At 50.5% G+C, this 14,459-nt stretch carries 11 protein-coding genes; all 11 read left to right on the top strand.

The window, feature by feature from the left end; all coding sequences use genetic code 11:
- Window positions 1-129 precede the first annotated feature (129 nt).
- The 11 genes from IV04_RS02260 (at window position 130) to dcuC (ending at window position 14,414) form a co-directional block, all read left to right on the top strand.
- Window positions 130-612 (top strand): type VI secretion system tube protein Hcp, encoded by a 483-nt coding sequence (locus tag IV04_RS02260; RefSeq protein ID WP_037394180.1) that lies wholly within the window; start codon window positions 130-132, stop codon window positions 610-612.
- A gap of 253 nt (window positions 613-865) precedes the next feature.
- A complete protein-coding gene (gene tagH / locus IV04_RS02255; RefSeq protein ID WP_037394178.1) occupies window positions 866-2,617 on the top strand; it encodes a type VI secretion system-associated FHA domain protein TagH in 1,752 nt (583 codons plus the stop codon).
- Window positions 2,614-3,393: a PP2C family serine/threonine-protein phosphatase gene (locus IV04_RS02250; RefSeq protein WP_037394176.1), complete on the top strand. Its 780-nt coding sequence runs from the start codon at window positions 2,614-2,616 to the stop codon at window positions 3,391-3,393. Before tagH ends, IV04_RS02250 begins: the two co-directional genes overlap by 4 nt.
- Before the next feature lie 57 nt (window positions 3,394-3,450).
- Window positions 3,451-4,386, top strand: a complete 936-nt coding sequence (locus tag IV04_RS02245; RefSeq protein ID WP_369794862.1) for a type VI secretion system-associated protein — start codon at window positions 3,451-3,453, stop codon at window positions 4,384-4,386.
- Window positions 4,387-4,403: 17 nt separating this feature from the next.
- Window positions 4,404-5,231 carry a type VI secretion system accessory protein TagJ gene (locus IV04_RS02240; protein WP_037394171.1) on the top strand — a complete coding sequence of 276 codons (828 nt, stop codon included), beginning with the start codon at window positions 4,404-4,406 and terminating at the stop codon, window positions 5,229-5,231.
- Window positions 5,228-5,797, top strand: coding sequence for a type VI secretion system baseplate subunit TssE (locus IV04_RS02235; RefSeq protein ID WP_037394169.1), 570 nt, complete (start codon window positions 5,228-5,230; stop codon window positions 5,795-5,797). The genes IV04_RS02240 and IV04_RS02235 overlap by 4 nt, the downstream gene beginning before the upstream one ends.
- Window positions 5,798-5,800: 3 nt before the next feature.
- A complete protein-coding gene (tssF, locus tag IV04_RS02230; protein WP_037394167.1) occupies window positions 5,801-7,687 on the top strand; it encodes a type VI secretion system baseplate subunit TssF in 1,887 nt (628 codons plus the stop codon).
- The gene (tssG, locus tag IV04_RS02225) at window positions 7,684-8,772 is read left to right on the top strand and encodes a type VI secretion system baseplate subunit TssG (protein WP_051916587.1); all 1,089 of its coding nucleotides are present in this window, start codon (window positions 7,684-7,686) and stop codon (window positions 8,770-8,772) included. Before tssF ends, tssG begins: the two co-directional genes overlap by 4 nt.
- A gap of 54 nt (window positions 8,773-8,826) precedes the next feature.
- Complete coding sequence (gene tssH, locus IV04_RS02220) at window positions 8,827-11,469, top strand: type VI secretion system ATPase TssH (protein WP_037394165.1); 2,643 nt, start codon at window positions 8,827-8,829, stop codon at window positions 11,467-11,469.
- Window positions 11,470-11,514: 45 nt separating this feature from the next.
- The gene (locus IV04_RS02215; protein ID WP_037394162.1) at window positions 11,515-12,906 is read left to right on the top strand and encodes a serine/threonine-protein kinase; all 1,392 of its coding nucleotides are present in this window, start codon (window positions 11,515-11,517) and stop codon (window positions 12,904-12,906) included.
- A gap of 152 nt (window positions 12,907-13,058) precedes the next feature.
- The gene (gene dcuC, locus IV04_RS02210) at window positions 13,059-14,414 is read left to right on the top strand and encodes an anaerobic C4-dicarboxylate transporter DcuC (RefSeq protein ID WP_037394159.1); all 1,356 of its coding nucleotides are present in this window, start codon (window positions 13,059-13,061) and stop codon (window positions 14,412-14,414) included.
- Window positions 14,415-14,459 lie beyond the last annotated feature (45 nt).

The following is a 14,459-nucleotide window of genomic DNA, read 5'->3' as shown; positions in this document are numbered from 1 at the left end:
AATCGGTATTTAATGGGGCGTGGCACAAGGATGTTCACGGTTTCTCACCAAAATTATAACTCCTGCTGCTATTACCTGAATGTTTCAACGCAAATTAATATTCACAAAATTTAATTAAGGATAAAGATAATGGCTATTGATATGTTCCTGAAGGTTGAAGGTGCCAACGGTGAATCTAAAGACTCCAACCATAAAGGATGGACCGACATTATTTCTTTTTCTTGGGGGGCATCTCAGCCAGGTAATATGGGGGTAGGTGGTGGCGGTGGCGCTGGTAAAGTCTGCTTTAACGATCTGCATATTAAGGCATTGGTCGATAAATCAACGCCAGCATTATTAAAGCACTGCGCTAGCGGAAAACACTTGGGGAAAATTGAGCTTTCTATTTGCAAAGCCGGTGGTGGCCAGGTTGAGTATGTCAAAATCACCTTGGAAGATGTACTGGTGACCTCAGTACAATATACCGGCTCTGATGGTGAAGATACCGTAGGCGTCAATTACGCCTTCCAGGCAGCAAAAGTTAAACAGCAATACTGGGAGCAAAGCGATAAAGGCGGTAAGGGGGCAGAAAGTAGCGCAGGATGGAATATCAAAGAAAATAAAGAGTCCTAATATTACAAATAACCTCCCTTATTGGGAGGTTATTTGTCTAAACACTTCTCTCAGGAGATAGGGTTCTGCATCTCATGACAGCGCCAATACATTGTTATTTTCTTGTCCTGAGCATTTATTGATGAGACAAATTCTATCACTTTAAGTAAGACTTCTTTAACTTGATGGGCTGATAGAAAATTGATGCGCTATATCACTAACTAGCCAGCAATAATACGACGTTGCATTACACCTTAATCAGCAGGAATGCCTTATGCGATTTTCTATTGTAAAAAACAAGAGTGGTCAGGTACCTCCGCAGAGTAGCTGCGATTTTCTGCAGCCTGGTGGAACAATAGGCCGTAGCGTGGATAATAATTTGGTGCTACCGGACGAAGAGCGAGCAATATCTCGCTTACAGGCAATCGTACATATTTCAGCTGAGGGTGAATGCCGTATTACCAACCGTGGCAATGTGACAAGCGTACAACTTAATAATATTCCGCTGGAACGTGGCCGTCAGGTTGAGTTGCAGGATGGCGATATTTTGGGGATCGACGACTATCAAATTCAGGTCAACAGTCTACAGCAATCCGTGGTACCCGTTCCCGCTTCGGTAGCGTCCCCTGCGATCACCCGTATTTTAGATATCGAACCAACCGTTACCTCCGCTGAGCAGCAAAACACGGCGGCTGTCCCAAATGAGATCTGGGATAGCCTGATACAAGAGTTCACTCCAGAAGAAACCACGCCGACGCCAGCGACTTATAACGATGAGCTTCATCCTTTACTGGATAATCCACGCGTTGAGCTGAACCCGAGCAATCCGTTGGAGCAGTTGACCGATAGTATCGAACTGCATCATTTGCACTCCAGGCAGACCGATCCGTCAGCATTATTCAACTCCGACACGCCCTTTGCTCGGGACCATATTCTGGCGGATACCACACCCAGTGCGTTGCTGGTAGAAAGTCATTTGCCTAAACACACGCCAGAACCGACGCCTTTAAGAGAGAATCGTGCTGGTGAACCAGAGCTTGATCCACTGGCTCTCTTTGGTAGCTCACATTCTCCAGTCGCGACAGGTGCCCAAAACAATCATGACCCGTTGGGCCTGATGACGAGTCATGTCGTACCCTTGGCAGAACCATTATCACCCGCGCCGGAGCGCCCGGTTGCACCGACAGAACCCATATTGACCAGAACGTCAACGCCTCTGGCCCCAGCCAGACAGGAAACCATCGTATCGCAGCCAGTAGCCCCAGTGACCGCCCCCGAACAACCAAAGGTTAAAGCCCAAATTACACCAGCAACATCCCAAACTCGCCTAGGGAGTCGTTTGGGAATCGATCCCGTTGCCTACTCAGAACAGCAGCCACCAAGCGCACCTGTCTCTAACGGTGAAATACTGGAAGGGCCGTTACTGAAGGCTTTGCTGCAAGGGCTTGGTTTGGATGACTTACAGTCACAACCACATCTTGACGAGCAGCAGTTGCAGCAGGTTGGCCGATTGTTGAGTTTGTTTTCACAAGGCACGGTTGCCTTGCTTTCTTCCCGCTCAATCCTCAAGCGTGGTGTAAAAGCGGAAATGACGATGATCCTGGATGAGGCCAATAACCCATTCAAGCTCTTACCCTCAGGCAAAACCGTACTGATGCAAATGTTTGGTAGCAAAATGCCGGGCTTTATGCCGCCAGAACAATCTGTACGTGATGCGCTGATCGATCTGCAGGCTCACCAACTAGGTATGATCGCCGGGATTCAGGCGCTTATCGCAGCCATATTGCAATCTTTTAATCCTGAACGTCTGGAAGACGAAGCACGTCACGAAGGGGCTATTCCCCGCCTGACATTACCTTCAAGCCGTAAAGCTGCACTGTGGGATTATTTCGTTAAGAGTTATCAGAAGACCGCCGGTGAGCTTGAAGATGATTTTCATACTCTGTTTGGTGAAGCCTTCCTGCACGCTTATGGCATCGAAGTAAACCAATACAAAGATTCACAGACTAAATCGGGTAGCCAATGAATATCACTGTAGCTTCGACCTCTAATCAAGGGGAACGCGTAACCAATCAAGATCAGATCGGTGAGGTGGTTGGTCTTCGCGCCGCCTGTTTTGTTGTCTGCGACGGTATTGCCGGCCTGCCGGGTGGAGAGATTGCAGCCAAAGTGGCGCGAGACAGCATCTTGCAAAATTTTGATGGTGAGAGGCATTTGGATGCGCAAAGCATCCGCCAATATATTGCACAGGCCAACCATGCCATTCGCCAACAACAGCAATCTGAACAATACCGCAAGATGGGCACCACGTTGGTGAGCCTGTTTATCGATCGTGATTACCAACTCGCTTACTGGGCGCACGCAGGGGATAGTCGCCTGTACCTGTTTCGCCGTGGCTATTTACAGGCTGTTACTCGTGACCACAGTTTGGTGCAGCAAATGGCCGACGCTGGCTATCAAACCAACGGGATCAACAGCAATCTGCTGTATTTTGCCTTGGGAATGAATGAAGAACGTGATGCTACCTATGGCGAAGTGCTGCAACTGGAAGACGGCGACGTTTTCCTGCTGTGCACTGATGGTTTCTGGCATAACTTTACCCAAGATGAGCTGGAGCAATCACTGCATATGGTGAATTCTCCTAGCGAATGGCTCTCTCTGATGCAACAAGCCTGGGATAAGAACGGTAACGTTAACAATTCCGATAATTACAGTGCAATTGCTGTCTGGGTTGGCTCTCCGCAAGAAACGACCTTATTACACTCTCTCACCGATGCTGAACGTTTTCTTTCCTACAAGTAATTTGAATTACGTCGAAGGTCTACTATGAAATTTTGGATATCTGGGATTATTGCCCTGATGATGATACCTGTTGCACATGCTGAAAATTATCGGTTGGTACATTCACCTACCCTAAAACTTGAAGTCTTCATTGATGATGTCAATAACAGCAAGCCCGAAAGCTGGTGTGCCAACAGTATCCTACTGCGCATTACCTCGGCTCAGAGTCAGAACACATCTGTTCTGACCGATTTTCTGCCGCGTGTAGGTAGTCTGTTAGAAAGGCAGTGCCCCAAAGTGGTAGAAATCCCTTGGATTTTTACCGACAAGCAGGGGAATAAAATAGCATCAGGCAGCGCGAAGAAAAGCCAGAAGTGGCAACCGGTAGCCGAGCTGCCTGAGGCAACAAATCCAGCAGATACTGGGATACCGCCTGCGGTTGCCGTGGTTTCGCCTTTAGCCACTCAAGACAACATTGTGTCTTTTGCGCTACCGCAGGGTTGTCAATTCCGAACCAATTGGAACGACCATGCTGATGACAGCACTATCTTCATCCCCAGTACAGATACGCTTCACTGCGATTCTGAGGGTTTTTTGAATGGCCGAGGCACGGTAGTGATCCCGCTTGAAGGGGGCAACCAGACGCACAACGTTGTCTTTTATCAAGGGTATCCATTGCTCAATATTGATACCGGCAGCTTCCCGTTGAGGGTGGTCAGTGCGAATGCCCAACGTCTGGTACTCGGGAGTTCAAACAGCTTCCTGGTGTTGCCGTTTGACCCACAATTACACGCTTGGGTGTTCCAAGGTGAGGTAATTATTGAAATGGCACGTGAGCTGGCAGCCGATCAGGTAGAAGTCAGTCAGGAAGTCACGCGTGCCCGTGATACCTGGCGGCCATTGCTCACTCAATCAGGGATATCTCTGAGATACCGCCTGGTAGAAACGCTGGCTGCTGAACGAGTGGATCCCGCCAGCGGCAGCTATCTCTCCGTTAATGAAGCGTTTAATTGATTTTTAAAGGAAATATAATGAAATCATTAGCGGGTATGCTGCAAGAGAACACTATAAGTGCTGCCATCAGCCAAGTGGAAACCGATATTAAGGCTCACCCAACCGATGCCGATCTCCGGGCCGCTCTGGCACAATTGCTGTGCCTCACCGGCAACTGGCAACGCGCCAAGATGCAGCTCAAATCCTGGCAAGCCCTGAAGCCTGTAGCGCAGCCAACAACGTATTTGTTGATGCAGTCCGTAGAGGCTGAGCTACAGCGTCAGGCGGTGTTTGCTGGCCAGGCAACCCCCTTGTGGGTAAACAGCGCAGAAAGTTGGATGATGCAGATGCTCGGGGCATTACATCATGACTTGCGTGGTGAAGACGAGCAGGCGGAAGCCGTGCGCGATCGGGCTTTGGAAGAGGCAATGACTAGCAGTGGGCAGCTCACCTTCGCCAACGGTGAAGAGCAGAACACTGAAGCTTTTTCCTGGCTGACGGATGGTGATGGGCGCTTGGGGCCAGTATGTGAGTTAGCCTTGAATGGCAATTATTACTGGCTGCCTTTCAGTGCTATTGCCGAAATCCAGTTCCAGGCACCACAAAGTGCGATCGATTTGGTATGGAGCCACGCGCTGATACGCCTGGTGGATGGCCGTGAACACATCTGTCAGTTACCTGTCCGTTACCCGCTGTTGGCTGATTCTGCGGATGCATTGCTGCTCGGCAAACGTACCGAATGGCATCCTTTGGGGAACAGCCAGCACTATGCGGGATCGGGTTTAAAAACCTGGTTCACTGATAAAACCGAATTTCCGCTGCTTAACATGCGGCAACTAAGTTTTGACCAGGGTAACGGTTCATGAACAGCAAGACTCTGCTTAAAAATGGCGATCTGCGCCAGCAGGGGCATTACTTCCGACAGGATGCTGAACGCCTGACATCACGCGATAGAATACAACCCGTTTTGCTCGATCTCCTGACCGATCATGAACCGCAGAAAAAGCAGGAGTCCGCAGCACGTCATCTGTTGTCGTCCAGTGAGTTGCGCCACCGGGTACTGCGCGATCTGCAATGGTTGTTCAACTGCGTTAATAGCGAATCAAGCCTCGATCTGGAGTCTTATCCGCAGGTACGGCGCTCAACGGTTAACTACGGTATTGCCTCCATGGCGGGCAAGCGTATGTCTGATATTGAATGGTCGGACATTCAACAGGCGCTGACCGAGTCCATCCTGACCTTTGAACCCCGTATCTTGCCCGAAGGGCTACAGGTGCGCTGTATTTCAGATACTCATTCACTGGAACTGCATAACGTCCTGTCGATAGAAATCAAAGGCCGTCTGTGGTGTGTCCCTTACCCTCTGGAGTTTCTGTTTCGCACCGATGTCGATCTGGAAAACGGCCGCTTCGATTTAAAAGATGTAGGGTAAACGATGAACCGTAAACTTTTAGAATATTACAACCGTGAACTGACCTATCTGCGCGAAATGGGAGCGGAGTTTGCGGAGAGTTATCCAAAAGTCGCAGGGCGTTTGGGCATGCAGGGCATTGACGTTGCAGATCCCTACATTGAGCGCCTGTTGGAAGGGGTCGCTTTCCTTACTTCGCGCGTGCAACTGAAGATGGATGCCGAATTTCCACGTTTCTCACAGCGGTTGCTGGAGATCATCTATCCCAATTATCTGGCACCCACGCCGTCAATGGCGATTGCAGAGATCCAGCCAGACAGTAATAAAGGTGACATCAGCACAGGGTTCCTGGTGCCAAGGGGAACCATGCTGGACAGCCAGATGTTAAAGAAAAATGGCGTCACCTGTAGTTATACGACAGCACATGACGTGAGATTGCAGCCGGTACGACTTAAGAATGTCGAACTGGGAGGAATTCCCGCCGATCTGCCATTAGCCAGCCTGGGGTTGCAGCATAATGGTGGTATCAGCGCACTACGCATCACATTGGAATGCTACGAAACCGTCACGCTGAATAACCTTAAACTCGATCAACTGACATTCTATCTGTCAGGAAGTGATATTCACGCTCAGCAACTGCAAGAGTTGATTATGCAGCATACCGTCGGTTTGCTCTGCCAAACGGTAGAGGCGCAACCGCAACGGCGGGTATTAGCACAACATCTGTTGCGCCAGGAAGGGTTCGAACCAGAACAGGCGCTGCTACCCAACGATCTGCGCAACTTTGATGGCTACCGATTGCTGCAAGAGTATTTCGCTTTCCCCGCCCGTTTTCAGTTCTTTAGCATCGCGGGTTTGCAACCGCTGTTGCAGAGTATTCCTGAAAGCAAAAAAGCACCTCGCGAGTTTGAAATAGTCTTGCTGCTGGATAAACAGGATGCTGCACTGGAGCGTGTAGTGGATTTGCATCATCTGGCGTTACATTGCACGCCAGTGATCAACCTGTTCCCTAAAACCGCTGAGCGCATCTCGATCAACGAAAAAAATCATGAATATCACTTAGTGGTGGATAACATTCGGCCACTTGACTATGAAATATTCTCAGTACAACGCTTGATAGGGAGTTCACGCGAAAAAAGGCAAGAACAGGAGTTTCGCCACTTCTACGCAACGAAAAGCAGCGATGATAATAATTATGGGGCCTATTTTTCACTGCGTCGTGAACAACGCCCCCTCTCTGAACGTGCACGTCGCTATGGAACACGTACTGGCTATATTGGTTCAGAAGTGTTTATTTCATTGGTGGATGAACATCAATCACCGTGGCACAGCGATCTCAAATACCTGAGTGCCGATGTGCTATGCACCAGTCGTGATCTACCGTTGGCCCTCTTGCAGCAGGATCAGGGGCATTTCGTGATGCCAGATTCACTCCCGGTCAGACAGGTATCGCTGAAGAAAGGCCCGACCTCACCCAGAGCTGCGTTGAGTGAAGGTATGATTACCTGGAACTTAATCAGCCAGTTACAGTTGAATTACTTAAGCCTGATGGATACCGATCCAGAGCAAGGTGCTGCCAGTCTGCGTCAGCTACTCAGCCTGTATGGTGATTTAAGTGAACCCACTATTGCCAAGCAGGTCAATGGGGTACGTTATTGCAATATAAGACCGGTATTCCGCAGAGTGCCAGAACCTGGGCCGATTGTCTTTGCCAGAGGCATTGCAATCGATCTCACCGTTGATGAACAGGCATTTTCGGGCGGTAGTGCTTATCTGCTTGGCAGCGTGTTGGAACGCCTGTTTGCACGGATGGTTTCCATTAACTCGTTCACGGAAATGACGTTGATCAGCCAACAGCGGGGGGAGATCGCCGAGTGGCAAGCGCGCATTGGCAAAAGGGCGCTGATATGAATGAGCCCCATGAGATTATCGAAACGGGTTCATTACCTTCATCAGGGCTTGCACCTATTAACTCACTCTCTCGTTTGCCAAATAATTTTTGGCAAACGCTGGAGAAAACGCCTTATCGATACGATTTGTTCCAGCTATTACGGCGGATTGATGCTCAAGGAGGGCAACCTTATCTGCTAGGGTGTGCCCCTCGACCACGTGATGATCTGCTGCGCCTTGGGCAAGAGCCCTCGTTGTCCTTTGCGCCTTCCACGTTGGCACAGGTGAATCCGCGTGCGGGATCATCTCTGTATGAGGTGTCGATCTTCAGTTTTGGCCTGTTTGGCCCTAATGGCCCATTGCCTTTACACATGACCGAGTATGTGTATGAGCGACTGCATCACCATCAGGATCGGACCCTGCTGGCATTTAGTAACTTGTTTCATCATCGATTGATCACACTATTCTACCGCGCCTGGGCGAACGCGCAGCCGACGGTTTCTCTTGATCGGCCTGACAACCGGCGATTTGATGAATATCTGTCCTGCCTGATGGGCATTGGCCTGCCAGCGCAGCGTGCGCGCGATAGCCTCAGTATGCATGCCAAGCACTTTATGGCGGGGCATTTAGTGCGCCATGGACGCGATCCCGAAGGGCTGGGCAAAATCCTGCAAGATTATTTCAACGTACCGGTGCGCATCATAGAAAACGTTCCACACTGGATACGGATAGAAAAACGTGAACAGGCTCGTTTGGGGGCAGGGCGGGGCGTCCCACGTTTAGGGGAGTCGGCATTTTTAGGGATCGCCATGCGCGACATTCAGCATAAATTCTGTATCGAGCTTGGCCCGATGTCCCAACAGGATTATGACCGTTTTTTGCCCGGTGCAGTGTTCAGCGAACGGTTACGTGATTGGGTACGCCAGTATGTGGGCATTGAGTTTGTCTGGGAGGTCCGGCTGATTTTGGCAAAAGATCGGTTGGACGGTATCCAACTCGGCGGCACGCAGCAATTGGGGCTCAGTAGCTGGATGGAAAATCCCCATCGCCAAGATGATGTCAATGACCTGACGTACAGCCCAGAGCCCCTGGAAACACCTTTTTAATTATTCCTGTTGGAACCGTTCAGCGTTCCGCCATTCTTAGACCCGAGGAAAACCATGTCTGAAATCAGTCGTTCAGTGCTATTTGGCAAAATGGATCGCCTGTTATTCACTTCATTGGAAAGTGCAACGGCTTTTTGCAAACTGCGTGGTAACCCCTATGTTGAGCTGGTGCACTGGCTGCATCAGTTGATGCAATCCCCTAATGGGGATTTGCAGCAGATTATGCAACATTTCTCCCTTAATGAAACTCGCTTAACACAAAACATCATTGAGGCACTGGATCGGCTACCGCGCGGTGCCAGTTCGGTCTCCGATCTGTCAGAACACATCGACAGCGCCGTTGAACGCGCCTGGGTTTATGGTTCGCTGAAGTTTGGAGCCAATCAGATTCGCACCGGGCATCTGCTCATCGGTATTTTAAATACCTACAGTTTGCGTCACTTGTTAAAAAGCATCTCGGCACAATTCGATATGATTAATGTCACATTGCTGACCGATCAATTTATGACGATCGTCGCCAACTCCAGTGAGAACCCGCAGGAACAAGAAGTACTGGAGTCCGCTGCTCCTTCCGCCAGCGGCAGTGTGTTGGCACAGTGTGCACAAGATATGACGGAGCGCGCGCGCAAGGGGGAAATTGACCCGGTTAGCGGGCGTGACGAAGAGATCCGTCAGATTATCGATATTCTGATGCGTCGTCGCCAGAACAACCCTCTGCTGACCGGCGAGGCTGGCGTGGGTAAAACAGCCGTGGTTGAAGGGTTGGCCCTGCGTATTGTGGCGGGTGATGTTCCGCCACAATTGCGCGATGTCCGGCTTTACCTGCTGGATATTGGCATACTGCAAGCCGGAGCGGGGGTAAAAGGCGAGTTTGAAAAACGCCTGCAAGCCTTGATCAGCGAAGTGCAGTCCAGCCCGATTCCGATCATTTTGTTCATTGATGAAATTCACACGCTAATTGGTGCAGGTGGTGCGCAAGGAACCGGCGATGCCGCCAACCTGTTAAAGCCTGCGTTGGCGCGTGGCCAGTTGCGCACCATCGGCGCGACGACTTGGTCAGAATATAAAAAATACATCGAAAAAGATCCAGCGCTGACCCGTCGATTCCAGGTGGTGCAGGTACAGGAACCCAGCGAAGAAAAAGCCTTGCTGATGTTACGCAGCACTGTCAGCCCGTTGGAACAACATCACCGCGTTCTGTTGCTGGATGAAGCCATTGATGCTGCGGTGCGCCTTTCTCACCGCTATATTCCAGCACGTCAGTTACCGGATAAGGCGGTGGCATTACTCGATACCGCCTGCGCACGAGTGGCAGTCAGCCAACATGCTGAACCGGCTCAGGTGGAGGATTGTCGCCACCGGATTGAAGCATTACACATTGAACAGGGCATTGCTTCGCGTGAAGCCAAAATGGGCATTGGCAACCTAGCGCGCCCGGCGGAGATTGCAGCACAACTGGTGGAATTGGGCGAACGGTTATCTCAATTGACCGAGCGCTGGCAACGGGAGTTAGACCTGATCCAACAAACGATCGACCTACGTGCTCAATTGCATTGGCAACAACATGAAACGGCAGAGAACGCTCTTGAACAAACAGCAGCTTCTGAAGAGGAATTGCGTGCCCAACTGGCAGAGTTACAAAAACAGCTGGATGAGGTGCAAGGGGAAACGCCACTGATCTTCGCCGCTGTTGATGCCAATATTGTTGCAGCAGTCGTCTCCGACTGGACTGGGATCCCCCTGGGCCGTATGGTAAAAAATGAGATTGAAGCCGTATTACAACTCTCCGATACGCTGAGCCAACGCATTATTGGCCAACGCCATGCGCTGGAACTGATCGCCCATCGGGTTCGCACCTCACGCGCCCGTTTGGACGATCCCAATAAACCCGTTGGTGTATTTTTGCTGGCGGGGCCTTCGGGCGTCGGTAAAACAGAAACCGCATTGGCATTGGCCGAGACGCTCTATGGTGGAGAGCAGAATGTGATTACCATCAATATGAGTGAGTTTCAGGAGCCGCATACCGTATCGACCCTGAAAGGTGCACCGCCGGGCTACGTGGGTTATGGCGAAGGTGGGGTCCTGACCGAAGCGGTGCGCCGACGGCCTTACAGCGTGGTGCTGCTGGACGAGATCGAAAAGGCGCATCCAGACGTGCATGAGATTTTCTTCCAGGTATTTGATAAGGGTTGGATGGAGGACGGTGAAGGGCGACATATCGATTTTCGTAATACCATCATCATTCTTACGTCTAACATTGGCAGCGAGTTGATAACTGCTCTGTGTGCCGATCCTGAGTTGTTGCCAGAGCCCGTAGCGCTTGGCACTGCATTGCGTCCAGAATTGCTGTCAGCGTTTCCAGCCGCCTTGCTTGGACGCTTGCTGGTAGTGCCTTATTATCCACTGACAGATGAAATACTCGGTAATATCGTGCGTTTACAACTTGGCCGTATTCAGCAGCGTCTGGCAGAAAATCACGGTATTACCTGCACGTTTGACGACGAAGTGATTAATCAGATAGCGAGTCGCTGTATCGAGGTCGAGTCCGGTGGACGTATGGTGGATGCCATTCTCACCAACACTTTGCTACCACAAATAAGCACTACCCTGCTGGCGGCCAGTGCCAACGCCCAAAGCTACTGTCAGTTACATATTTCAATGCAGAACCACGAGTTTAACTGCCAATTTCAGGCATAGCGTCGGCCATCTGCATCGGTCATTTGATTACAGAGAATTGCCATTATGTCAGGTAACGGAATGATAAAACCAAATTCAAACAGTCTGCCTATCGGCTATCGTTTCAATGAGTTTGAGATCAAAGAAGTCATTGGTGAAGGTGGGTTTGGTATCGTGTATCGAGCTTACGATCACCAACTAGAGCGCATTATTGCCATCAAAGAGTACATTCCCTCCTCGTTGGTCATTCGTAATGAAGATTTAACGCTCAGCCTGCGTGGTGAGCGTTTTAGCCGCACCTTCCAGGTTGGCCTTAACAGTTTTATTCAGGAAGCACGGTTGCTCGCTCGCTTTTCTCACCCGGCACTGCTCAACGTGATGCGTTTTTGGGAAGAAAATGGCACAGCCTATATGGGTATGCAGTTTTATACGGGAACGACATTGAAAAAATTCCGGGTTCAGCACCCGGAAAAAATCAACGAAGCCTGGATCCGTAATATGCTGCCCACCTTACTCAGTGCGATTAATACCATCCATCAGGAAGGCTATCTGCATCGTGATATCTCACTGGATAATATCCAGATTCAGGAAAACCAGTTGCCGGTTTTGCTGGATTTCGGTTCCGCGCGCAAAGAGATTGGTAATCTGTCTGATGAAACAGAGATCATGCTCAAACCCGGTTTTGCCCCAATTGAGCAATACACGGAAAATAGCGATGGTGAACAGGGGCCATGGACCGATATTTATGCATTCGGGGCAGTGTTGCATACTCTGATCATGGGTACCCCGCCACCGGTCAGCGTTGTGCGCAGTATCGAAGATAGTTACCAACCGTTGACCGAACGTCGTCCGAAAGGCTATTCGTTAGATCTGTTGGATGCGATTGATCGTGCATTAGCATTAAAACCCGAGGATAGGCCACAAACCATCGGTGAAATGGCTGAACTCTTACACCTGTCTATTGCCAGCGAGCATGAGATCGCAGGGGCTCAGCCTGCGGCAAACAGCCTGATACCCGTTGTGATGCCACAAGTCGTTAACGAAACACGCGACATAAAGCGCTTGCGTCCATTCATATTCGGTGCAGGTATGGCAGCCGTGCTCATTGCAGGGCTCATCATCTGGTTTAACAGTGGTTCGTCTTCCGTTATCACGCCAATAGCGAACAACACATTAACTACACAAGCCCCAGAACCGCAATCTGTAGCCACAACACCCGCACCAGCAGCACCTGCCACTCCCGCTCTTACCTCTGTTGCTGTAGTGTATTTTAAACTCCAATCGGGTGAAGAACTGAGAATTAACGGTGAGAAGCAACATGTTACACCAGACCAAAATGGCTTTGTTCATCTGAATTTGGCCACAGGGCAATATCTGGCAGAAGTGCTCACGGCTAAAAACCAGTACCAGAAAAAGTTCACTGTCGAACAGGCGGGGACATGGTTAATTAATCCATAGATGTAATGACCCGGGTAATCCATCATAATTCCCTGACAGTTTCCTCTCGCAACTTTGATGAATGTCATAATATCCTGTGCCGATTTTCTGCAGAGTGTGCGGTATTCATCAGCCATAGTTGTGCTGAAACAAAATAATTAAGTTGAGGGTTTATGTTAGAACTTCTAATTGGTGTGGTGGTAGCGGCTGGTGTCGGGCGTTACATCATCAAAGGGTATTCGGCCACCGGGGTGCTGATGGTTGGGGGGCTGATGCTGTTGACGATCAGCGCCCTGATGGGCAAAAACGTGTTGCCCGCCAGCGCCACGTCAACCGGTTGGCAGGCCACCGATATTTTTGAGTATGTGAAGATTCTGCTGATGAGCCGTGGTGGCGATCTCGGCATGATGATCATGATGCTGTGTGGCTTTGCGGCTTACATGACCCACATTGGTGCCAACGATGTGGTGGTAAAGCTGGCCTCGCGTCCGTTGCAGATGATCAACTCCCCTTATTTATTGATGATCGCCGCCTACTTTGTTGCCTGCCTGATGTCATTGGCGGTGTCTTCTGCCACAGGGTTGGGGGTGTTGCTGATGGCAACGCTGTTCCCGCTGATGGTGAATGTGGGGATCAGCCGTGGCGCTGCGGCGGCTATTTGTGCCTCCCCGGCGGCTATAATTCTTTCACCGACTTCTGGTGATGTGGTGCTGGCAGCCAAGGCGGCGGAAATGCCGCTGGTTGATTTTGCCTTCAAAACCACGCTGCCAATCTCGATCGCCGCTATTGTCTGCATGGCGATTGCTCATTTCTTCTGGCAACGCTATCTCGACAACAAGAATAACGAACAGCATCATATTGTCGATGTGAGTGAAATCACGACTCACGCACCGGCTTTCTACGCCATTCTGCCGTTTACACCGATCCTGGGTGTGCTGGTGTTTGATGGTAAATGGGGCCCTGAGCTGCATATCATCACCATTCTGGTGATTTGCATGTTCCTGACTGCGGTGATTGAGTTTGTCCGTAGCTTCAACGCCAAAACCGTGTTTACCGGTCTGGAAGTGGCTTACCGTGGCATGGCGGATGCGTTTGCCAGCGTAGTTATGCTGCTGGTTGCAGCTGGTGTCTTTGCACAGGGGTTGAGTACCGTTGGGTTTATCAGTGGGTTGATTGGTTTGGCACAGTCGTTCGGGACCGGCGGGATTATCATGATGCTGGTTCTGGTGATCATTACCATGCTGGCAGCAATGACGACCGGTTCGGGTAATGCTCCTTTCTACGCGTTTGTTGAACTGATCCCGAAACTGGCCGCACAGATGGGGATTAATCCGGCTTATCTGGTGATCCCGATGCTGCAGGCTTCAAATCTTGGTAGAACATTATCACCGGTTTCCGGGGTAGTCGTGGCGGTGGCCGGGATGGCGAAAATCTCCCCGTTCGAAGTGGTGAAACGGACTTCGGTGCCAGTTATTGTCGGGTTGATTGTAGTGGTGGTAGCGACAGAACTGCTGGTTCCGCTGCGCTAAGAGTTCCTTCATCCCTGGGGGAGGGAGGAACACTGGGCTACTGCC

This window comes from Serratia sp. Ag1, from assembly GCF_000743355.1.
Classification (GTDB): Bacteria; Pseudomonadota; Gammaproteobacteria; order Enterobacterales; family Enterobacteriaceae; genus Chania.
This window is presented reverse-complemented; position numbering and strand designations above follow the sequence as displayed.

Bases quoted from the DNA above. Each gene is read 5' to 3' on its own strand.
- IV04_RS02260 (WP_037394180.1), top strand. From the start codon at position 130: ATGGCTATTGATATGTTCCTGAAGGTTGAAGGTGCCAACGGTGAATCT.
- tagH (WP_037394178.1), top strand. From the start codon at position 866: ATGCGATTTTCTATTGTAAAAAACAAGAGTGGTCAGGTACCTCCGCAG.
- IV04_RS02250 (WP_037394176.1), top strand. From the start codon at position 2,614: ATGAATATCACTGTAGCTTCGACCTCTAATCAAGGGGAACGCGTAACC.
- IV04_RS02245 (WP_369794862.1), top strand. From the start codon at position 3,451: ATGATGATACCTGTTGCACATGCTGAAAATTATCGGTTGGTACATTCA.
- IV04_RS02240 (WP_037394171.1), top strand. From the start codon at position 4,404: ATGAAATCATTAGCGGGTATGCTGCAAGAGAACACTATAAGTGCTGCC.
- IV04_RS02235 (WP_037394169.1), top strand. From the start codon at position 5,228: ATGAACAGCAAGACTCTGCTTAAAAATGGCGATCTGCGCCAGCAGGGG.
- tssF (WP_037394167.1), top strand. From the start codon at position 5,801: ATGAACCGTAAACTTTTAGAATATTACAACCGTGAACTGACCTATCTG.
- tssG (WP_051916587.1), top strand. From the start codon at position 7,684: ATGAATGAGCCCCATGAGATTATCGAAACGGGTTCATTACCTTCATCA.
- tssH (WP_037394165.1), top strand. From the start codon at position 8,827: ATGTCTGAAATCAGTCGTTCAGTGCTATTTGGCAAAATGGATCGCCTG.
- IV04_RS02215 (WP_037394162.1), top strand. From the start codon at position 11,515: ATGTCAGGTAACGGAATGATAAAACCAAATTCAAACAGTCTGCCTATC.
- dcuC (WP_037394159.1), top strand. From the start codon at position 13,059: ATGTTAGAACTTCTAATTGGTGTGGTGGTAGCGGCTGGTGTCGGGCGT.